General features: G+C 64.8%; 19 protein-coding genes. 6 read left to right on the forward strand and 13 right to left on the reverse strand.

All coding sequences use genetic code 11. The features are described from left to right. Positions 1-9 precede the first annotated feature (9 nt). The 9 genes from fdh3B to I6F31_RS24285 all read right to left on the reverse strand — a co-directional run bounded on the left by fdh3B (position 10) and on the right by I6F31_RS24285 (position 8,137). Complete coding sequence (fdh3B, locus tag I6F31_RS24245; protein ID WP_036005105.1) at positions 10-606, reverse strand: formate dehydrogenase FDH3 subunit beta; 597 nt, start codon at positions 604-606, stop codon at positions 10-12. A 13-nt stretch (positions 607-619) separates the two neighbouring features. Then, positions 620-3,562, reverse strand: coding sequence for a formate dehydrogenase subunit alpha (locus tag I6F31_RS24250; protein WP_036005108.1), 2,943 nt, complete (start codon positions 3,560-3,562; stop codon positions 620-622). Positions 3,563-3,576: 14 nt separating this feature from the next. Next, positions 3,577-3,786: a twin-arginine translocation signal domain-containing protein gene (locus I6F31_RS24255; protein ID WP_036005112.1), complete on the reverse strand. Its 210-nt coding sequence runs from the start codon at positions 3,784-3,786 to the stop codon at positions 3,577-3,579. 29 nt (positions 3,787-3,815) lie between these two features. Further along, positions 3,816-4,595: a molecular chaperone TorD family protein gene (locus I6F31_RS24260; RefSeq protein ID WP_036005115.1), complete on the reverse strand. Its 780-nt coding sequence runs from the start codon at positions 4,593-4,595 to the stop codon at positions 3,816-3,818. A 129-nt stretch (positions 4,596-4,724) separates the two neighbouring features. Next, positions 4,725-5,348, reverse strand: coding sequence for a DUF3306 domain-containing protein (locus tag I6F31_RS24265; RefSeq protein ID WP_036005117.1), 624 nt, complete (start codon positions 5,346-5,348; stop codon positions 4,725-4,727). Further along, positions 5,345-5,860 (reverse strand): DUF3305 domain-containing protein, encoded by a 516-nt coding sequence (locus I6F31_RS24270; protein ID WP_036005120.1) that lies wholly within the window; start codon positions 5,858-5,860, stop codon positions 5,345-5,347. Before I6F31_RS24270 ends, I6F31_RS24265 begins: the two co-directional genes overlap by 4 nt. Further along, on the reverse strand, positions 5,857-6,864 hold the full coding sequence (locus I6F31_RS24275) for a DUF6352 family protein (protein ID WP_036005122.1): 1,008 nt from the start codon (positions 6,862-6,864) through the stop codon (positions 5,857-5,859). The genes I6F31_RS24270 and I6F31_RS24275 overlap by 4 nt, the downstream gene beginning before the upstream one ends. Further along, the gene (locus I6F31_RS24280; protein ID WP_036005125.1) at positions 6,861-7,400 is read right to left on the reverse strand and encodes a DUF6505 family protein; all 540 of its coding nucleotides are present in this window, start codon (positions 7,398-7,400) and stop codon (positions 6,861-6,863) included. Before I6F31_RS24280 ends, I6F31_RS24275 begins: the two co-directional genes overlap by 4 nt. Next, positions 7,397-8,137 (reverse strand): biotin/lipoate--protein ligase family protein, encoded by a 741-nt coding sequence (locus I6F31_RS24285; protein WP_036005127.1) that lies wholly within the window; start codon positions 8,135-8,137, stop codon positions 7,397-7,399. The genes I6F31_RS24280 and I6F31_RS24285 overlap by 4 nt, the downstream gene beginning before the upstream one ends. Before the next feature lie 164 nt (positions 8,138-8,301). Here I6F31_RS24285 and I6F31_RS24290 point away from each other — a divergent pair, with 164 nt between their 5' ends. After that, positions 8,302-10,272, forward strand: coding sequence for a 4Fe-4S binding protein (locus I6F31_RS24290; protein ID WP_036005130.1), 1,971 nt, complete (start codon positions 8,302-8,304; stop codon positions 10,270-10,272). Between the two features lie 30 nt (positions 10,273-10,302). Here I6F31_RS24290 and I6F31_RS24295 read toward each other — a convergent pair whose 3' ends face one another. Both I6F31_RS24295 and I6F31_RS24300 read right to left on the reverse strand, forming a co-directional pair. Then, on the reverse strand, positions 10,303-11,544 hold the full coding sequence (locus I6F31_RS24295; protein ID WP_225146223.1) for a c-type cytochrome: 1,242 nt from the start codon (positions 11,542-11,544) through the stop codon (positions 10,303-10,305). 136 nt (positions 11,545-11,680) lie between these two features. Next, positions 11,681-11,941 (reverse strand): hypothetical protein, encoded by a 261-nt coding sequence (locus tag I6F31_RS24300; protein ID WP_225133608.1) that lies wholly within the window; start codon positions 11,939-11,941, stop codon positions 11,681-11,683. A 232-nt stretch (positions 11,942-12,173) separates the two neighbouring features. Here I6F31_RS24300 and I6F31_RS36540 point away from each other — a divergent pair, with 232 nt between their 5' ends. Together I6F31_RS36540 and I6F31_RS24305 are read left to right on the forward strand one after the other, a co-directional pair. Beyond that, positions 12,174-12,296, forward strand: coding sequence for a hypothetical protein (locus tag I6F31_RS36540; RefSeq protein ID WP_260346694.1), 123 nt, complete (start codon positions 12,174-12,176; stop codon positions 12,294-12,296). Positions 12,297-12,609: 313 nt separating this feature from the next. Then, complete coding sequence (locus tag I6F31_RS24305) at positions 12,610-13,746, forward strand: GNAT family N-acetyltransferase (RefSeq protein ID WP_225186223.1); 1,137 nt, start codon at positions 12,610-12,612, stop codon at positions 13,744-13,746. A gap of 19 nt (positions 13,747-13,765) precedes the next feature. On the opposite strand, the gene I6F31_RS24310 is transcribed toward I6F31_RS24305, so the two are convergent. Further along, on the reverse strand, positions 13,766-14,983 hold the full coding sequence (locus I6F31_RS24310) for an NAD(P)/FAD-dependent oxidoreductase (RefSeq protein WP_225145893.1): 1,218 nt from the start codon (positions 14,981-14,983) through the stop codon (positions 13,766-13,768). Positions 14,984-15,392: 409 nt separating this feature from the next. Here I6F31_RS24310 and I6F31_RS24315 point away from each other — a divergent pair, with 409 nt between their 5' ends. From I6F31_RS24315 to I6F31_RS24325, 3 genes are all read left to right on the forward strand, one after another. Continuing rightward, the gene (locus I6F31_RS24315; RefSeq protein ID WP_225141429.1) at positions 15,393-16,739 is read left to right on the forward strand and encodes a polysaccharide biosynthesis C-terminal domain-containing protein; all 1,347 of its coding nucleotides are present in this window, start codon (positions 15,393-15,395) and stop codon (positions 16,737-16,739) included. A gap of 204 nt (positions 16,740-16,943) precedes the next feature. Next, positions 16,944-18,119: a glycosyltransferase family 4 protein gene (locus I6F31_RS24320; RefSeq protein ID WP_109144259.1), complete on the forward strand. Its 1,176-nt coding sequence runs from the start codon at positions 16,944-16,946 to the stop codon at positions 18,117-18,119. Positions 18,120-18,148: 29 nt separating this feature from the next. Next, positions 18,149-19,684, forward strand: a complete 1,536-nt coding sequence (locus I6F31_RS24325; protein WP_225145894.1) for a hypothetical protein — start codon at positions 18,149-18,151, stop codon at positions 19,682-19,684. On the opposite strand, the gene I6F31_RS24330 is transcribed toward I6F31_RS24325, so the two are convergent. Then, positions 19,649-21,355, reverse strand: a complete 1,707-nt coding sequence (locus I6F31_RS24330) for an FAD-dependent oxidoreductase (RefSeq protein WP_225145895.1) — start codon at positions 21,353-21,355, stop codon at positions 19,649-19,651. The genes I6F31_RS24325 and I6F31_RS24330 overlap by 36 nt on opposite strands. Positions 21,356-21,421: the final 66 nt, after the last annotated feature.

Here is a 21,421-nt window from a genome sequence, read left to right on the forward strand (position 1 = left end):
GTTGCCACCTCAGGACTCGATCGCCTCGCGATAAGCGGTCTTCCAGCCCCATGCACCCGAGCCATAGCCGCGCTTCATGACGCGCTCCTTGTAGATCTGTGCGATGATCTCGCCGTCGCCCGCAAGCAACGACTTGGTCGAGCACATCTCAGCGCACAGCGGCAGCTTGCCTTCGGCCAGCCGGTTCGCACCGTACTTCGCATATTCCTCCTTGCTGCCGTCGGCCTCAGGGCCGCCGGCGCAATAGGTGCACTTGTCCATCTTGCCCCGCGAGCCGAAGTTTCCGACCTTTGGATATTGCGGCGCGCCGAACGGACAGGCGTAGAAGCAATAGCCGCAGCCGATGCAGAGGTCCTTGGAGTGCAGCACCACGGCATCGGCCGTGGTGTAGAAGCAGTTCACCGGACAGACCGCCGCGCAGGGCGCGTCCGTGCAGTGCATGCAGGCCATCGAGATCGAGCGCTCGCCCGGCTTGCCGTCGTTGATGGTGACGACACGCCGCCGGTTGATGCCCCAGGGCACCTCGTGCTCGTTCTTGCAGGCGGTGACGCAGGCGTTGCACTCGATGCAGCGATCAGCGTCGCAGAGAAATTTCATCCGAGCCATGTGCGTGCTCCTCTCAGGCTGCGACGATCTGACAAAGCGTGACCTTCGGCTCCTGCATGCCGGTTGCAGGATCGTAGCCGTAGCTCGTGATCGTGTTGGCGCTCTCGCCCAGCACGATCGGATCGGTGCCGGCAGGATAGTTCTTGCGCAGGTCGTTACCGCCGAGCCAGCCGCCGAAATGGAACGGCATCCAGGCGACGCCCTTGCCGACGCGTTCGGTCACCATCGCCTTCATCTTGGCCCGCGAGTTGTTCTCAGCGCCGCTCACCCAGACCCAGCCGCCGTCCTTGATGCCGCGATCGGCGGCATCAGCCGGGCTGATCTCTATGAACATGTCCTGTTGCAATTCGGCGAGCCACGGATTGGTGCGGGTTTCCTCGCCGCCGCCTTCGTATTCGACAAGACGCCCGGAGGAGAGGATCAGCGGGAACTGCTTGGCGATTCCCTTCTCCACCGCCGCCTTCTGCACCGAGAAGCCGATGTTGGGCAGACGGAACTGCTTGGCATCGGGCAAGGTCGGATACTTCTCGACGAGGTCGACGCGCGGCGTGTAGATCGGCTCGCGGTGCACCGGGATCGGATCCGGTAGACCGAACGCATTCATGCGCGCCTTGCCGTTGCCGAAGGGCACGCAGCCATGCTTCAGCGCGACGCGCTGGATGCCGCCGGAGAGGTCGAGCGCCCAGGACACCGCATCCGGATTGGCCGGGTTGACCCGCTGGATGGTCGCCATCTCGGCCTCGGTGAGATCCGTGTCCCAACCGAGCTTCTTCAGGCTCGCCAGCGTGAACTCGGGATAGCCGTCCTCGATCTCCGATCCCTTGGAGAAGGACTTGTCGGCGAGCAGGCTCACCTTCCGCGTCGTGCCGTCGGGCAGCTTCTCCTCGCGCTCGATGCCGAAGCGCGGACGGAATGCGCCGCCGCCGTCCATGACGTGCAGATTGTTGTTGTAGAGCAGCGGCGAGCCGGGATGCTTCACCTCGGGCGAGCCCCAGCACGGCCAAGGCAGGCCATAATAATCGCCGCCGACTTCCGGATCGTCCTTGGGGGCGCGCATCGTCACCAGGTCGAACTTGTGCTGGTTCTTCATGTGCGCCTTGATGCGCTCCGGCGACTGGCCGCAATAACCGGTCGACCAGCTTCCACGGTTGATCTCGCGCAGCACGTCCTCGGGGACCGGAAGGTTGTTCTCGACCTTGATGTTCTTGAACATCTTGTCGGCGAAGCCGAACTTCTTCGCCAGCAGATAGATGATCTCGAGGTCGTCCTTGGATTCGAAGATCGGCTTGACGATCTGCTCGCCCCATTGCATCGAGCGGTTGGAGGCGACGCGCGATCCCGCGCATTCGAACTGCGTCGCCACGGGCAGGATATAGACGCCGTCCTTGCGTCCGGCCTCGACCGCCAGAGACGCCCAGGTGGTCGGGTGCGGATCGGCGATCACCAGCAGCTCCAGCGCCTTCAGGCCCTTCAGCGATTCGGGAATGCGCGTGATGCTGTTGCTGGCGTGGCCTTGCACGAACACGGCCTTGACGTTGTCCTTCTGTGCGACGTCGGCCTTCGGCAACAGCGCGGCATCGAACCAGCGCGTCAGCGGGATGCCTGGCGTCTCCATCTGCTTCTTCTCGTCGAAGCGCGAGACGAGATAGTCGTAGTCGACCTCCCAGACCCGGGACCAGTGCTTCCAGGCGCCCTCCGCGAGGCCGTAATAGAACGGCAACGTCACGATATCGAGGCCGACATCGGTCGCGCCTTGCACGTTGTCATGGCCGCGAAGGATGTTGGCGCCGGCCCCGGCCTTGCCGACGTTGCCCGTCATCAGCAGCGCGATGCAGCTCGCCCGCACGTTGGCGGTGCCGACCGTGTGCTGGGTCTGGCCCATGCACCAGATGATGGTCGCGGGCTTGACCGTCGCGAACGTCTTGGCGACACGCTCGAGCTGCGCGGCGGGCACACCGGTGACGCGCTCGACCTCCTGCGGATTCCATTTCTCGACCTCTTTGCGCAGGTCGTCGAAGCCGTAGACGCGCTGGGCGATGAATTCCTTGTCCTCCCAGCCGTTCTTCAGGATGTGCCACATCATGCCGTAGAGCACGGGAATGTCGGTGCCGGGACGGATGCGGACATATTCGGTGGCATGTGCCGCGGTGCGGGTCAGGCGCGGATCGAAGACGATGAAATTCGCCTTGTTGAGCTCCTTGGATTCGAGCAGGTGCTGCATGCTGACCGGATGCGCTTCCGCCGCGTTGCTGCCGATGAACAGCATCGTCTTGGAGTTGCGCATGTCGTTGATGCTGTTCGTCATCGCGCCGTAGCCCCAGGTATTGGCGACGCCGGTGACGGTGGTGGAGTGGCAGATCCGCGCCTGGTGATCGGTGTTGTTGGTGCCCCAGAACGCGCCCAACTTGCGGAACAGGTAGGCTCCTTCGTTGGTCATCTTGGCCGAGCCGAGCCAATAGACCGAATCGCTGCCCGACTTCTCGCGAACCTGCAGCAGCTTGTCGCCGATCTCGTTCACCGCCGTGTCCCACGACACGCGCGTCCACTGCCCGTTCACCAGCTTCATCGGATAGCGCAGGCGGCGATCGCTGTGCACGAGCTCGCGCACCGAGGCGCCCTTGGCGCAATGCGAGCCACGGTTGATCGGGGAATCCCAGCTCGGTTCCTGCCCGATCCAGACTCCGTTGAGGACTTCCGCCGTCACCGTGCAGCCCACGGCACAATGCGTGCAGATGCTCTTCTTGACGGTGGCGCCGGCCGCGAGCGGGCCGGCGGCGGCCGCCTCCGCCTTTCGCACGTTGCCGACCGGCATGGCCCCGAGCGCGGCGAGCGCGCCGCCGGCCAGGCCGGACTTGCGCAGGAACGTGCGGCGATCAAGTCCCCCGCCCTGTCCCGCAAGGGATTCGGCGACGGAACCGCGGCGATCGGAACGCTGGTGTGTTCGCTTGATAAGCACGGGCAGCCTCCCTCTCAGGCCGGATAACGATTGACGCGGTAGAACGTCTTCACGTGATCGGATTCCTTGTAGCGCGCCTTGCGCTTCTCATCGTTGGTTTCACTGTCGGCCTGGGCGGACCCGACCAACGGTGTTGCAAGCGCCGCGCCGGCACCGGCGGTACCCAAGCCGACCTTGCGCAGGAAATCGCGGCGTCCGACCTTTGCTTTCGTCTCGTCACTCATCGCATCTCTCCCGGACCGAAGCGCCTCGGTCAGCTGGCGAATGTAAATGCTTCCGTCTCGATTTCGATGAAAGTGCGGCCGAGCGCGCCGACTGCGCGATAGAAACGGGCAGTCCCCGCGTTCTCGATGTCGGCGAACAATCGCCCCATCCATGGCGACACGTGCTTTTCGAAGAAGGCGCGCTGCGCCTCGTGCGAGGCATCGAAGCGGCCATCGGCAAGGCCCGACATGATCTCGCACAGGATGGCAGCGTGATCTTCGGGTTCGGAATCGTTGGCGATACGCTCGATGCCGAGCGTCATCAGGTCGCCGCGCAGGCGCGACAAGGGCCGTTCGTTGAGAAAGCCCGTGAGATAATAGGAGGCATAAGGCAGCAATTCGCCGCGGCCGAGCCCGACGAACAAATCGAAATACTCCCGCTCAACCTTCGCTGGGACGGCGCTCGAGGCGGCCTCGGCAAGCGCCGCATGCGCGCGACCGAGCGGCGTCGCGTCTCCGCTGAGCGCGGCGAGCTGATCGAGCAGGCGCTTCGACGGAGGCGCAGACAGCAGCGCCGCGAGCAAGACGTATTCCTGCGCGCGCGCCGCATCGATGGGATCGACGAGTTCGGCGGAGCCGGCTTGCTCACCGTAAAGATCGGGCCGCAGATCGTTTCGGGAGACGCCAGTCGCCGTTTCGACTGCAACCACCCGTTGTGCGGGCACACGGGTCCAATTCGAGACGGAGGGCTGGCTGATGCCTATTTTGCGTGCAAGCTGAGCGATGCCGCCTGCGGCATCGATCGCTCGATCAAGTCCGTCATCGCGCACGTGGACCTCCCATCCCAGTCCCGTCTGCTTGATTATCGCTTTTGTTACAAAGCAGTAGGTAGCGTAATCCGGGTTCCAGCAACGGTCAATCGCCTGCCATAGCCTGTACCTATAGTCTTTGGTCGTGGTTCAGCGCGGCAGTGCACCACCATGCGTGCGGGACCTCACAGGCTCTGCAGAATCCGCAGGTCTTTCACCCACTGTCGGTTGCACTGCAGCAGGGATTGCCAGGTGCCGCGTCTCATCGGGCGGCTCGACGACGTTGGAAACAAGTGCCACATCGGCTTGATGCGATTCCGCCGGAGAATCCGCCGTTCCGATCGACGCCTCAGCAAGAGTCTGGGCCGCAGACTTGGCCGCCTCGCGCACGCCGCCGACAATGCGATCGACCAGTGCGGCCAGCTCCTCCGAGGAACAATCCAGCGGGCCAAATCCCGGCATCGCCGTCGGGTCGTTGAAGTCCCATGCATTCTCCGCGAGCCCGACAAAGTCGCGAATCGCGGGATCGGTCGCCCAAGCGCGGCGAAGAGCCGCAAGGCTCAACTCGCGAGGAATCCCCTTGCCGAGGAAGGCCGTGATGTCGGTGGCAGCATTGATCTCGTCGATCGACGGCAGGCTCGACAGATCGAACTCCGTCTCGTCCTCTTTGTCCTCGGACGGCGGCGTCGGCTGCGCCGGGGCAGGTTTCGCCGGCTCCGCTCGCGACTGCTGTTTGCGGCGGGACCAACGCGCAAGGAAGTCCTCCTCACTCATTCCTTTCCGCCTTCATGTTCGCGCCGCGCCAGCGCCTCCGGATCGGCACGGCGCCGCTTGCGTTTGACGAATTCGCGCTCGACATGGTGCTCGGCCACGAAGCTTTCAATCGCCTCGCGCAGCACTTCCGGCATCGGCACGGCCTCGACGAGATTGTCGGCGGCTTCGGTAAAGCCTTCGCCCTCGGCGGGGTCGGCGGTCACCGCGGTGACTGCATAGGGCCAGACGCCTTCCGCAGGCGACAACACGACCCAGATGCTCGGACCGCCGGAGGCGAGATTGTCGCGATAGCGCGCCGTCTCCGACGGATAGAGATCGATGGTCGCACTTCCGGCATAGAACAGGGTCGTGCCGTCCTGCTCGCGAAGCACGGTCCATGGCTCGGTCGACGGCTCGTCCGGCAGGACAGCAATTCCGCGCCAGATGAAATCGACCCAAGGCGAGTCGGCCTTGCGCCGCTCGACTACGACGCCGACGGCAATCGAGAGGGACGGCAATGCCGCGGGGCTCACGTCGCCATCTCCAGCCGCTTCACCGGCAACCCGGTCAGCAGATTCTGCGGCTTCATCCGCAGCTTCTGATCCGCCGTCATCGACAGGATCAGGTAGACCGGCTCATCCCCGACATCGTCGAGGGCACGGCTGGAATCCGCAAACGTCAGCCGGAACAGCGCCAGCACGCGATCGGCGTCGCGCTCGCCGAGCTCTTCGCCGTGCCACAGACGGTCGCCGAGCCTCGTGGCATCGGCATCGAGCCCGACATACCAGCTCAGCTTCGCCTCGTGCAGCGCCCGTAGCGGCTCGATCACGACATCGATGCCGAGCAGATGGGAGACCCAACGCGTCATCGCCTGCGCCAGCGCTACAGGTCCGCGGCCGTCGGCGGTCAGGTCGAGGGCCATGTCGAACTGGTCGCTCCGGTGCCAATAGGCCTCGGCATTCTCCTCGCCCAACACCTCGACCACCGCATCGGTGGTGGCGCCGAGCATCGACATCAGCGAGAGCACCGGGGTCGGGCTCCGGCCGCCGACGACCTCCTCGTCTCCCAGCAACAAAGCGTGCTCATGTGGGAGAACGCGCTGGATCCGGAAGAACAATTCGGCCGCGCGCAGCACGAACGGGTCGTCGCAGCCGTCGAGCGCGTTGCGCAGGATGACGTGCACGAGCTGGTTGACGAACAGCGGCGGCAGATCGTTCGCCCCTGAGCGGAGCCAGGCAAGATAGGCCGCTTCGAGCGTCGGATGCCGCAGCAGAAGATCGCGGAACGCCAGCACGAACTGCCAATTCTCCCTGGCATCAGCATCGGCAATCGCGGCGATCTCGCCGGCGCCGACGGCCTGGCGCGGGTCGGCGAGCAGATCGCGGTGCAGCCGGCGTTCGACCGGGCACGCGTCGTCCGGCGGCATCAGCTCGGGACGGGCAAAATAGGCTTTGAGAAATTCGTCCGTGACACGCAGGCCGCCGCCCTCGTCGCGATCGAGCAGGTGGTGACCACAGGAGATCCAGAAATCGTTCATCGGACGGTCGGCTCCCGGCCGAGATCCGCAAGCCTGAGATCGCCGTCCGGCTCGACGTCGTCCTCCATCTCGATGAACGAGAACGCCTTGCCATGCCCCTGGCCTTCCCGAAGCTGCAGCCGGCGGAACGACTCGCGGACCTCCCCGTCGCTCGAGGTGCGGTGCACTGCAATAAGCGAGCTGATGGGATGGCTGCAGAGCGACTGGGCAAAAGCGACCTCCTCTTCGGCCGCCGTTTTCGCCGCCGCCATATCCGGCGCGCCGAAACGATCGACCAATTGCCTCGCCAGCAGATCGACCAGGCCGTGGTAATCGTCCGCGGTCGCCGGAACGATCTGCGCCAGCGTCGACCAGCCCCAGGATTGCACCCCGAGGAACCCACCGCGAAACGCCGCGCGGGCCTTGCCCTCGAGCTTCGCGCCATCGCAATCCCAGAAGCGGAAGGCGCCGGAAACGGCCCATTCGCCCGGCTCTGCCGCCACGTCGAACACGAAAGTGTCCGAGGGATCGAGCGCGATCGTGCGCAGGAGTTTCACAGGCGCGGTCCTCCGAGGGCCGGATCGAGCCAGGACGGCACCGCGAGCGCCCGGACCAGGTCGCTTCGTTCGATCGTCTCCGTCCCGATGCGGCGCGTCAGGAGGTCGCCGCAATCATCTATGCGCTGTATCGTCTGCCTTTCACGCGGCATCCGCGTGAGATAGTCGCGCGCGACGCTGTCGAAGCCGTCGACCCGCCAGCCGTCCAGCGCCAGCATCAGATGCCGGGCGAAGCTTTCCGTGATCTGCGCCGCGCCCGCCTCGCCAAAGCCTTCCTGGTCAAGCGCCGAGGCCAGCGGGTGGACGCCTGGATCGTCATCGTTCATGGCAACCGTCCGTATCATCGCGCCGAAGACCAGCCAGGGCGGCGGCGCGTCCTCGTCAGCTCCGGAACACCAACCCATCCGTCCGCCGCCGACCAGCCCCCCGTCGATCCTGACCGCATCCGGCCAGCCGATCGTGATCGGCTTGCTCGGCGGTGCATAGGCGCGAAGCGCGTCGGTGAGCGCGACCATGCCTGCGTAGAACGCACGCCGCGCGCTGCGCAACGGCTCGGCCGGCTCGAGCACCACGGCGAACTCGGCGAGGTCGAAGCGGCCGACATAGACGAGCGTTCCGGCGCCGCTCTCCGGTGCGATGCGGCATGCATGGGCAAAAGCGTCGCCGCTCTCGCGCAATCGCACCAATGTGAACGGCGGCGGCAGGTGGATCGGTTCCGCCGCGGAAACATGGCTCACTGGGATCGACGGCAGACCGTCCTCCGCTTTCCTTTTCTTCCCGACGGATAATGTCTATACGAGGCGAAGGGCCGGCGCGAGTCCGTCGTCGTCGTCCGAAAGGCGGAGGAGTTAACCTGGAGCAGCCGTCGAAGACCATCCTGATCTGCTCGTGCGAAGACACGATGCGCCTCGACGTGGCTGCAATCCGGCGCGCATGTCCGAACAGCGAGGTCAAGAGCTTCCGCCACCTCTGCGGGGCGGAGCTCGATCATTTCCGCAACATGGCCGCGACAGAAGGCGTGTTGACGGTCGCCTGCACGCAGCAGGCGGCGCAGTTTTCGGACGAGGCCGGCGAGCGGCCTGACGCGATCGGCTTCGTCAATATCCGCGAGACGGCTGGCTGGTCCCGCGACGGCGCGCACGCCGGCGCAAAAATGGCCGCCCTGCTCGCATCCGCCTCCATCCCCGCCCCGGACTATCCGCTCGTCACCTTGTCGAGCGAGGGCGTCATCCTAATCTACGGGCGCGATGAGGCCGCGATTGAGGCCGGCCGCCTGCTTGCCGATCACCTCGACGTCACCGTAATGCTGAAGCAGCTCGATGACACGGTGCCGCCGGTTGCCACGGTGTTCCCGATCGTGAAGGGCACGATCCGCTCCGCGAAGGGACATTTCGGCGCGTTCGAGCTGGTAATCGACGATTATGCGCGTCCCCGCCCCTCCTCGCGCGATCACTTCGTGCTCGACTCGCCGCGAAGCGGGGTCACCTCGCGCTGCGATATCGTGCTCGATCTTTCCGGCGGTCTGCCAATGTTTCCCGCCCACGACCTGCGCGACGGCTATCTCCGCGCCGACACGAAAGATCCCGCCGCGGTGCTGCGCGCGGTGCTGACCGCGCGCGATCTCGTCGGCAGCTTCGACAAGCCCAGATATGTCGAGGTTGCGCCGGCGCTTTGCGCCCATTCGCGCTCGAAGCGTACGGGCTGCCATCGCTGTCTCGATCTTTGCCCGACCGGGGCAATCACGCCCGTCGGCGATCATGTCGCAATCGATCCGAATATCTGCGCGGGCTGCGGCCAATGCGCGGCGGCCTGCCCGACCAGCGCGGTCTCCTACGCGCTGCCGCCCGCCGATACGCAGCTCCATAAACTTCGCGCCATGCTGCTCGCCTATCGCGAGGCCGGCGGCGCGAATGCGGTGCTGCTCTTTCACGACAGCCCGCACGGCACGCCGTTGATCGACTCCCTCGCGCGGCATGGCGACGGCCTGCCGGCGAACGTGCTTCCCTTTGCCGTCAACGAGCTCACGCAGGTCGGGCTGGAGGCGATCGTCGGCGCCTTCGCCTATGGCGTCTCTGCCGTGCGCTTCCTGCTCCGTGGCAAGCCGCGCCACGACGTGACCGGATTGACGCAGACGATCGCGATGGCTGAGGCGATCCTCGGCGGCCTTGGATTTGCGGGCCGTCGCCTCGCCACCATCGAAACCGACGATCCCGACGCGCTCTGCGCGCATTTGACTGATATCGGCACGCTCGCCGCGGTCCCGACGCCGGCAACTTTCAAGACCGTCGGCAAGCGGCGCGACCTCTTGCGGTTCGCCCTCAGCGAGTTGCATCGGCTGGCGCCGCAGCCGGTCGACGTCATCGCGCTGCCGCAAGGTGCGCCGGTCGGCGCAATCAGCGTCGAGGCCGATGGCTGCACGCTGTGCCTGTCCTGCGTCTCGGCCTGCCCGACCGGCGCGCTGCGCGACGATCCCGAGCGGCCGGTGCTGAAATTCATCGAGGATGCCTGCGTGCAGTGCGGCCTGTGCCAGAGCACCTGTCCGGAAAAGGTCATCAGCCTCAAGCCGCAGATCGATTTCCGGGCGGCGCGCGCGCCCGCCGTTGTCATCAAGGAAGAGGAGCCCGCGCTCTGCGTCCGCTGCGGCACGCCCTTCGGCGTCAAGAGCACGATCGACCGCATCGCCGCCAAGCTCGAAGGCCGGCACTGGATGTATCCGGCCGGCGACAAGCGAATCGAGGCGCTCAGGATGTGCGCGGACTGCCGCGTCGTGGTCATGAGCGAACAGCAATTCGATCCGTTCAAGGGCGTTCCGGAACGAACGCCGCCGCGAACGACGGATGATTATCTCCGCGAACGCAATGGCAAGGACTAAAGCGGACGCCGTCGAATCGACGCAAGGCAATCATCTCGACGTCGCGCGGGCCAGAAATTCGGTCAGCGCGCGTCGGTCCTCGGCCGAGCCGATGCGCTGCTCCGGCATCTTGGTGCCGGGGGTGTAGGCATTCGGCCCGATTTCGAACAATCGTGCGACGGTTTCCGGCGTCCAGACGATGTCCATCGTCTTCAGTGCATCAGAGAAGCGATATCCCGGCACCGAAGCGATCTTGCGGCCGTAGAGTCCCGCAAGTGTGGGACCCGCGCGCTGCACCTCCTTGTCCGAGAGCGTGTGGCAGGCAACACAGGCCCGAAACACATCGGCGCCGTGATCGCCGGCATAGGCCGCAAGCGGGTCGGCCGGTGTGCCGACCAGGCTTGAACCGATGGGATTGCCGGTGCGGGCATTCCAGCGCCTGATCCTGCCGTCCGCACCACCCGTCATCAGTGTCTCGCGATCGGCAAGGAAGGCGACCGCCCACACCGGCAGCCCGGGCCCAACCAGGGTGCGCAGCAGGTTGCGCGACTTGCGATCGATGATCGCCACCGTGCCGCCGATCCCGGCCGCAGCGACCAGCGCACCGTCCGCCGACATGGCCAAGGCCACCACCGGCGTCGGACTGGCCGCGACCTCGCCGCTGACCTTGCCGTCCGTTGTCAGCATGCGCAGCCTGCCATCGACCGCGCCCGTGACGATTTCACCATCCGGCGCGACAGCCACCGCGTTCAGCGGCGCCGGCAAAGTCACGATGTCAGGTTGGCCATCCGGCAAACGCCAGATGCGCAGCGCAAGATCGTAGCCGACACTGACGAGCCTGCCGTCCGGCAGGAAAGCGACCCCATTGACGTTCTGCGTATGCCCTTCGAGCACGCGGGATGTGCCGTCCGACAGCGACCAGAGCCGCACTGTCTGGTCCCATGACGCCGATGCGAGAAGCGTCCCATCGGACGACACAGCAAGCGCCGCGATCTGTGCGACATGTCCCTCCAGCACCCGGTCCGGCTCCGGCCGGCCCGCCGTCCACACCGCAATGCGCGCATCGGCTCCGGCCGTGATCATGCGGCCATCTTTGAGAAAGGCAACGGCGTTGACGCCATCGGCATGATACCGCAGCACCTGCTCTGCCGTATCTGTCCTGAGCGACCAGCGGATGACGGCGGTGTCGAAGCTGCCGGAGAGAAGGCTGTCGTCATCGGGCGAAATGGCGAGAGCCCGTATCGGGCCGCCGTGTCCGACCATGTCGGCATGCACCGTCGATGCGGCAAACATGGTCCACAGCACTGCGGCCACCTTCGTGCACAGAGCCGATCTGTTCATTCCTGGCCGCCCGCTGACATTCACCCGCTCGAGATTGCCAGAAGAGGCAACGGAAATGAATATCCTGGAACGGTCTACTTGAAACAGTCTACTTGGCCGGTGCCGTCGTGGTCTTGGACGACCCCTCCGGCGCGGGCTGCATTCCGGGCGGACTCTGGCCCTGGGGGCTTTCGGGCGGCGCACCACCCGAGCCGGTATTGATCGGACCCGTCCAACCTTGCGGCTGGAGCTGGCCCTTGTCCTCGGGAGGCGTTTGCCCCGTCGGCGAGTTGGTTTGCGCCGGCTGGGCCAGGGCGCCCTCGACAATGCAAAGTGCTACGAAGCACAGGATCGTTCTCGGTAATTTCACGCAAAGCCTCCGATGCGCTCACCAGGCCTGCAGAAAACTTGCAAGACCCGCATCCGTTCCGGATCGTGCAGCGCAGCAGCGCCGAGCTCCGGTCCCTTGGCTCGATGATGCGTCTTTCCGCCGATCCTGTGTTCAAAAGCCCATAGCGGGCGGATGGCTGATGCGATCGACGAGCTTGCTCGCCGCAGGCCCTGTCGTATAGATGGCGTGGTCCAATCGAGGGAGGCTGAGGATGAAGGCTTTTTTGCTTGGCTGCGTCGCGGCCGTGGTGATCGCGGTTGGTGGGATGGTGATCCTCGATCGCGTGCAGGAGCCCGCCGCGCACGCGTTTGCCACCACCGGGGTGCGGCTCTAAGAAGTCTCACTCGCGCTTGAGCCCGATCGGCCCGAGGATCGGAGCGGAGGGAACGAGCTCGACCTTGCGAACCATAGCTTTCCTGCAGCCGAGGATCGTAGATCATTGCCTGCGCCATGCAGACGATGGCGCCGCGCAAGGTGCGCTCCATGCGCCATTTCGGCCTCCGGCTTCAGAATTTGGTAACCATACGAGCATGGTTGAACGCATTGGCGCAAATCGCGCGGCGGCAGTGTCTGACCTGTAACGGCCTTGGTATAAGCGCAGCTACGGTTCGAACGACGTTCGCGGATGATCCGGTTTCCTTGTGCGCATGAATAAGCCCAGCAATACGTTCGAGATCGCCATCGAGCCGTCGTTCGACTTTCTGTCTCCGGAATATGCAGAGCTGTTCGATCGTTCGGCTGCCACTGCCTTCCAGCATCCGGTCTGGTTGCATAGCCTCTACACCAGGCTCGCGCCGGAAACGGATGCAACGGCTCTGGTCGTCGTGGTGCGCTACCGCGACACCGGCGCCCTTGCCATGGTGCTGCCGCTGCTCCGGATCCGGCGCGGTCCGATACGGACCGTCGAGTTCGCCGACTTGCGCGTTTCCGACTATCTGGCACCGGTTTGCAGCCCGGACGTGTTCTCGCAATTGCTCCATGATGCGGCTGCATGCGCGCAGATTCGGCGCCTTGTCCGCCCCTTCGATCTGCTGCGAATGGCCAAGCTGCCTGACGGACGGCTTCCGATCGAGGACCTCCTCGCCACGTCCCGCCGTGTCTCGATGAACACCAATGCTTATGCCACGGTTCTGGTCGCGCCGTACGAGCAATGGCGGGCCAGTGCGATGGATCGCTCCTACCAGAAGGAGCTCGCCAAGAAATATCGCCAGCTGCAGAAGAAGGGCGCGCTGAGCTTCTCATGCTGCAGCGACAGCGCCGCCGTGCTCGAGACGATGGAGGTGATGAGGAAGTTTCGCGGCCCGCGCTTTCACGCACAAGGCGACGGAGACCTGCTGCAGCGGCCCGAATATTACGGCTTCTATTCCGGCGTCGCCCTTCGGGGCCTCGGGTCCTTCGTTCGCCTCTATGCCATGAAGATGGACGGCGAAGTGATCGCCGCCGTGCTCGGATTGTGCCACCGCGACAGCTTCCTCGTCATCATGAGCGCCTTCGACATCGCCGGCTACAAGAGCCAGTCCATCGGCGCGCTGATGTTCGAACAAGTGGCGCGGGATTGTATCGAGCGCGGAGATCAGATGCTCGACTTCACCATCGGCGACGAGCCATACAAGAAATCGTTCGGCGCACAGGCTTCACCGATGTGGGAGGTCACGCAGGTCGGCAGCGCCGTAGGCGCAATCGCCCTCTTCGCGCTGAAGCAGGCGCCCTGGCTCAAGCTGGCGGCCAAGCGGCTCTCCGATTTGAAGGTTCAGCCCGCCCACACCGCGAGGCCCACGCGCTGACCGGCGGGGGTCGCAGAGATCAGGCGCGCAATACGCCGCGGACGCGGCCAAGCCAGCCCGGATGCATCTGATCGACGCGGTGTGCAAGACTGCGCCGCAGGAAGTGCAACCGTCGCCGCACGTCCCAGCCGATATCGTTGCGCGAGGTCAGCGCCTGGCGGAAGCGTGCCATCTTCAGCGATTGCTGATCCGCCGCGATCTTGTCGCGATCGGCATAGAATTGCGAGATCTTCTCCAGGCCCATGCCTGCAGTCATGAGCCATCGCGGCACATATTCGGTGCAGAGACGGTCGACGTCCACGAGCAGGCGGGCGACACCCGTGCCGGCCGCGGGACAATTGGTCTGGAACGCATCGCCGATGAGTACGATTCCGGGCCGGAGATGCCCCTCGACGACGGTCAGATCCATCACCCAGTTCTGGACGCGATCGGTCACACGGAAATCGCCGAGGTAGCTCCGCAATCCCGGCAGCAGGCGCAAAACTGTCGCCTCCGGTTCGCGGCGCAACTCGCGCATAACAGGATCGGTCGGATCGCGGAACATGAAGAGATTGGCACGCATTCCGGCGTGGACGGGAAACAGGCTGAGATAGTCGATGCCATCGGCGGTGCGTTCGCCGTAACAGGTCAACGCCTCGAAATCGAACGGGATGCCATCCTTGCGCGCGATCGTGAAACCGAACGACACCGAATGGCGCTCGGCAAGCACGCGCCGCCTGATGCCGAGCTTGTAGCCCAGGGCTCCCGCCATGCCGGTGGCCAGAACGACGAGGCGCGCCGCCACGCGCCGTCCGGAGGCGAGCTCGAGATGCTGGACATCGCCGCTGCTGCCAATCGCTGTGACCTCGTCGACGATCAGGTTGGAAGGATCCGGAAGCTGGCGACGCGCCATTGCGACGAGATCGGCATAGGCAAATCCGTAAGCCCTGCCGACGCTGACATCGACCACCTTGCCCTCACGGATGTTGAGCACTTGATCATATCGGCACGCGACATCTTCGAGCGCATCGAGAAAGCCGAGCTTACCGAACAGCTCCAGCTGATGGCCGCCGATCTTCTCGACCCGAAACTCATCCGGATGGACTGCCCGCTTGTCGATCAGAGCGACGCGACGCCCTGCCCGCGCCAGCACGGCCGCCGCAAGCGATCCCGCAAGACCGCCACCGACGATGGCGACGTCCGAGTCGATGGTTGCGGTCTCGTCCCCGTCGACCGGCTCGGTCACGGTTCTCGTCATGGCTCCGGCTCCCACGGTTAACAGCGTCTGCAGTGCAATTCCCTCGCCTGATGTCGCATCGCAGGGCCGGGTGCGAACATTTCCTGAGATTGAGGTTAATGACCGCAGGTGCCCAGTTCGCCGACTCGCCGCGGCACGCGTCTTGCTGTCCCGAAACCATTCTGCACGCGAGCCCCGGATCTCGCCTTCTCAGTCGTCGATGCGGCGTTATGCCGTCCGTCGCGCGAGTTGAAACTCGCAGATGTTGGACAATGGAGACAGCGATGTTCCAGAACGAAGCAACCCGTATCACCGCGATCGCCGAAATCCTCCAACTCGTCCATTAACACTCGCGATTGCTCGACATGCTAGGTTCTCGCCGGTATCGGAACATGTCTCGTCAGGGGAGCGCGGCTCCCTTAACCCTTCCATGATCGCATCCATTCTCCAGTTCATGCGGCGCGACGTCACGCGCGGCGTTGCCGGGACCATCCTGCTCAAGGTCGGCAGCGGCGTGCTCGCGTTCGCGTTGTTCTCGCTGGCTGCGCGGACGATGTCGCCTGACGGCTTCGGCATCTTTGCGACCTGGCTGTCGGTCGCGCAGATCGCAGCCGTCGTGGGACTGGTCGGCCAGGAATCCCTGCTGGTGCGATTCCTGAACGAATATCAGGTCGGCGAAAGGCCGGACCTTACCAAAGGCGTGCTGCAATCGAGCTTGAAGATCGCCTCGGTCGCAATGCTGATCGTGATCGGCGGGATCGCGATCGTCGCGAGCATGAGAGGCGACTGGTGGCTGCTGATCCTTGCGGTGTCGGCCTACACGGCCGTCAATGCCGGATTGATGCTCGGCAGCCAAATCGCGCGCTCGCTGGTCAGCATTCTCATGGGCGAAGGAAACCGCGAGTTCCTTTGGCGGGCCCTCGTCGTCGTGTTCCTGCTCGTCATGCTGCTCGCCCATCGCCAACTCGATCCGGCCGAGCTGTTCGCGGCGATGACGGTCGCCATGTCGGTTGGCCTTGTTGCGCAGATCGTATCCGTCGCGCGCGTGCTGCCGGATCTGCGCAGTACGCCGGCGCGCTCGGAGACGTCACGCTGGCGATCAAGTGCCCTGCACTTCTGGCTCGCATCGATCCTCGAAGTCGCCAATCAGTATCTCGACGTCATTCTGGTCTACTGGATGCTGGATCCGACGACCGCGGGAATCTACTTTGCCGCCTCGCGCCTCGCCAACATTTTCGCCATGGTGTCCGCGGCGCTTTACACGTTCGGTGCGCGCCGGCTCCCGTCGCTCTATTTCAGCAAGAACCACGGGGAGTTCGAGCGGACCTCGCGCTTGATGGCGGAAGTGACTGGGCTCTGCGTCGTCGCCGGTCTCGCCACGATCTGGATCGGCGGCCCCTATCTCCTCAACCTGTTCGGACCTCATTTCGCCGAGCAGCATTCGGTCCTGATCGTGCTTGCAATCGGAACCGCCATTCAGGCGGCGGGCGGCCCGGCTGCTGCGATCCTGCAGCTGACCGGTCATGAACGAATCTATGTGCCGGTGGTCGCTGCCAACGTCGGGCTGCGGCTCGTCGGATTTCTCGTCCTGGTCCCCTTCCTCGGCGTGCTTGGCGCGGCGATTTCGACGACCGTGTCGCTCGCGCTCGCGACCATCGCCCTGAACGTCCTCTGCCGCCGGCGCAGCGGGGTGGATCCTTCCGTTCTGGTGCTCTTGCGCTTCCCAGCATCGAGGCGCGGCAATTATGCCGTTCGTAGCGCGGACTCGCGTGACTAGGTGTCAGCACGCGCCGCCGGGGTGAACGCGCAGGACCGATTGGTTAACGCGCCAGCCGGGAACCAGCGGAAATGCTGCGCCAACGACACCGGCCATCGCGCCGCATTAACTCCGTTTGTTGCTAGCCGGTGTCCGCGGGATGCCCGCATGATAGGTACGGAGTTAAGAAGGTGAAGATTTCGTTGCTTTAGCGGGTCGGGATCCGTGCTCCATTATCAGCCGAACAAAGACCTGGACGAGACGAGCGCGACGGCACCTGCGCGGCCGAACGGCAGTGGGCGAAAACTCCACGTGCTTCTTGCGCAAACCCAGGCCGAGAACGCCGGTGCACAGGAGATCTCGCGGCTGCTCGGCGCCGGGCTGACCGCGCGCGGTCACCGGGTCACCAATCTGTTCTTCTTCCGCAAATCGGACTCCTTTGACGAACCGCCCGCCACGCTCTACTGCGCGCCGAGCCGGCCGGGCAATCCGCTGGCGCTGCTGCGGATGCTGTGGACGCTCGGCCGCCACATCAGAACCACCAGGCCCGACGCCGTCCTGACCTTCCAGCATTTCGGCAACGTCATCGGCGCCGGCGTCACGCGCCTCGTCAGCCGTGCACCCGTCGTCGCCAATCAGGTTTCATCCGCGCTGGCGATGAGCTGGCCGGTCCGCACCGCCGACATCGCCATGGGCAGCCTCGGCTTCTTCGACTGCATCACGCTCAATTCGCAGGACATGGAGCGCGAATATTCGCGCTACCCCGCGGCCTACCGGTCGCGCATGGTGCATGTGCCGCACGGCTTCGACGACAAGGCCCTTACCCTGTCGAAGGAGGCGGCACGAGGTCAATTCAACCTGCCACCGGACCGCGTCCTGCTCGGTTGCGCGGCACGGCTGCATCCGCATAAGCGGCTCGATCTGGCGATCGGTCTGCTGCCGGATCAACCGTCCTGGCATCTTGCGCTGGCCGGCCAGGGAGCCGACGAGGCCCGGCTGAGGCAGCTCGCGAACGACTTGAACGTCGCGGACCGTCTGCATTTGCTGGGAGAGATTCCTCCTGGCCGGATGGCGGACTTCCTTGCTTGTCTCGACGTGTTCGTCTTTCCGACCCAGGCCGAGACCTTCGGTCTGGCCGCGGTCGAGGCCGCCAACGCCGGTGTTCCCTCCGTCGTGACCGATCTTCCCGTCCTGCGCGAAGTATTGTCCTACGAGGGCAGACCGACGGCGCTCTTCGTCGATGCCTCCGATCATGCGAAGCTCTCCGCGGCGGTCTCCAGACTGGTAACCGACAAGCAATTACGTGACGAGCTGCGACAAAACGCCAAAGGCCTGCGGCTGCGCTATTCGGTAGATGCCATGGTCGAGGAATACGTCCGGATTCTCGACCGGGTCGTTTGACCTGATACGTCGGAACAGATTGGCTCGACATGATCATCGAGTTTCGCTGTGAACGTGACTATGCGCGGCGCTGGATGGACCGCAGGACGCTGTCGGTCGACGGCCGGGACATGCCGGTGCAAGTTGCATGGACGGCAACGGCGGAGCCGCGGCCGGCAGGTCTCGATGCGCTGTTCGAGCTCGAACGCATCGTGTTGCACAAGGGCAAGCACAGCGCCGCCGACAGGCTGACGATCAGCTCCGAACCAGCACGGGTCAGCATCGGCACCGCCGACGTAATCGTCGATTTCACGAATGCCCCGCGCGATCCGGCGAGCCCGGCCCGGCTGTATCTCCGGCCGCGGTTCAACGGCGTCGCAGGCGAAAACGCCGCGCTCGGCGCCATCCTCGCCGGCGACCTGCCCGTGATCGAGATCGTCAACGAGATCGACGGTTCGGTCCTCGACCGCGGCCATCCGTCCGGTGAGATTGCTGCGGGCCTCAGTGGTGCGCTCGAAACGGTCATAGCACGGACCCTGACCATGCTGGCGGCGATCCTGTCGGGAAGGCCGCGCATCGTGCCGCACCTGCCGCGCCCCGCTTCAACTGTCCCGCACCGCGGACCCGTTGGCTACGTGGCGCGCGGCCTTGCCGTATCGATCGCCAAGGAGATCTATCGCCTCTGCTGCTATGCTCCGCATTGGCATGTCGGATGGCGCTTCAACGACGGCCCGGGCGTCTGGCAGACCGGAGACCTGTCAGGTCCAAGCTGGAACGTTCTGGGAGATCCTGGAAACCACTTCTACGCCGATCCCTTTGCCGTCACGTGGCAGGGACGGACCTTCGCCTTCTTCGAGGATCTCGATCACCGCGTCGGAAAAGGTATCATTTCCGCGATCGCGTTCAACGACGCGGGGCCGATCGGCGAGGTGATGCCGGTGCTGGAGGAGCCCTGTCACCTATCCTATCCGTTCCTGATCGAGGACGATGGCGAGCTGTGGATGATCCCGGAGAGCTCGACCCGCGGGGACGTCGCCCTCTACAAATGCACTCGGTTTCCGGACAAATGGGAGCGATACGCAACGCTCCTTTCCGGCCTCGAGCTGGCCGACGTCACGATCACGCGCCACAACGGTCTGTATTACCTGTTTGGCGCCTGGCGCGACGGAACGGGTGGCTATTCGGATTCGCTGGCGATCTATTACGCCGATCGGCTCTTGGGGCCTTGGCTTCCCCACGCCAGCAATCCCGTCTTGATCGACCGCGCCAGCACGCGGCCGGCAGGAAACTTCGTCACGCTCGATGACAGACTGTGGCGACCCGTCCAGGATTGCACCGACGGATACGGCGCAGCGCTTGCCTTGGCGGAAGTGGTCGAGCTGTCGCCGACGGTATTCAAGCAGGTCGTCCGCCACACTCTGAAACCCGGACCGGCATGGCCGGGCAGGAAGCTGCACACCTTGAATCGCTGCGGGCGGCTCGAGCTGATCGACGGATCGCGCGTCCAGCCCAAGACCAGTCTCTTTACGAGCGCAATTCCATCGGCCGTGTCACCTGCGCGAACCAATCCCTCCACCGCCGGCTAGCAGCCGCGCGTCTTCGCGCCCGAGTACGCGGCTAAGAACGCGTGCGATCGTTCCGGCCTGCGATGCGTTGCCGCGCCAAGCCACGATCTGGTCGGGACGTATCAGGGCGAGATCCGCCTCATAGAGATCGCGCAACGATCTGGGTAGCGTGACGAGCTTTACGTCGGCCCCGATCGCGCGAATGGTGTCAGCGAATGACGCATGGGCCGACATGACGTCCCCAAACTGAAGCAAGGTCCATTCGAATCCGAACTGGTCGTATAGCGACATGCCGTCCTCCAGCCACGCATGCGGTGGGCGGCCACCGGGAGAGGCGGTGGGAACGTAGACGTTGGCAGCATCCGGCGGCGGCTCGCTACCATCGGGGACGATGATTGGGGAGCCGTCGTAGCGTCCGCCGAAGGTGACGCCGGGGATGTTGAACTCGGCACGGGCGTGCTGATTGAGATAGGCACCCGCGATTCGCCGCGCCTTGTGGCCGGCCTCCGTGGCATCCTCGATCTCCGGCGCCGGCGCGAAGAGGCCAAGCGAATCGGCGAAGCGGCGCGCATGATCGGTGTTGCGGAGCGCCACCGGACGCCGCTCGACCTCGTAACTATTGAGCAGTGCCGCCGGGCTCACGCCCTTGACGACGCTTGCGAGCTTCCAGCCGAGATTGACCGCATCCTCGATGGCGGTGTTGTAGCCGAGCCCGCCGGTCGGCGTGAACAGATGCGCCGCGTCGCCGCCGAGGAAGACCCTGCCCCGCTGCATCCCGCTTGCCACCAATGCGTGACCGGCGGTCCAGGTCAGGAAGGACAGAACTTCGCAATCGATCGGCGCACCGCAGGCGCGCTGGAACGCGGCTTTGGCCTGGTTGATCGTGATCGCAGTTTCGTCCTCGCCCGGTCGCAACTGGGTGTGGAATGCAAACTCATCACGACCGTTCACCGAGGCCATGAAGGCGCGGCGGTCGCCGTTGAAGCAATTGTACATCCACGCTTTCGCGTGGGGAACGCGCGCGTAGAAATCGGGCGAGCGGAGATAGACCGCCAGCATGCGGCCGCCCATGAAGTCGCGCTGCGTCCCGCTCTCGCCGCCATAGACGATCCCGAGCGATTGCCGGACCATCGAGCGCGGCCCGTCGGCCCCGACCAGGAAGTCGGCGCGGACCCGAAAGCGGCTGCCATCGTCGAGACATTCGATATTGCCGGCGATACCGTCATCACTTTCCGTGTAGCCGATCAGCCGGTGACTGTAGTTGAGCTGGATTCCGGGCAGCCGTTCAGCGTGGCGGCGCAGCACCGCCTCGACATATTTCTGCGAGACCCGCTGCGGCAGCTCCGCCGCGCTCCAGGAGCCTGACATGCCCTTGATCAGCTCACCCGCCCGCGACGCTGACGGCAGCGCGAACCGCGCCAGCTCGTATCCGGTATAGCGCGTGAAATATGCGACATCGGTCGGGTAGTCCGCGGGCAGACCTTCGCGCCTGATCTCGTCGGCAAAGCCCAGCCGCCGATAATGCTCCATCGAGCGCGCCTGCGTCGCATTGGCTTGCGGGTTGAAGGCCGTGCCCGGCTTTTCGTCGACCAGGATCGCGGACACGCCGCGGCGGCCGAGCTCGTTGGCCAGCATCAGCCCGCAAGGGCCCCCGCCAACGATGAGCACCGCGGCCGTCAGACGAATTTCCAAGATGCTTCTCCCTACCAATACCAACCTGCATGGTAAGGACACCTGACTATTTCGTCAAGCTGCCTG

Source organism: Bradyrhizobium sp. NBAIM01 (assembly GCF_020194115.1).
GTDB lineage: Bacteria > Pseudomonadota > Alphaproteobacteria > Rhizobiales > Xanthobacteraceae > Bradyrhizobium > Bradyrhizobium yuanmingense.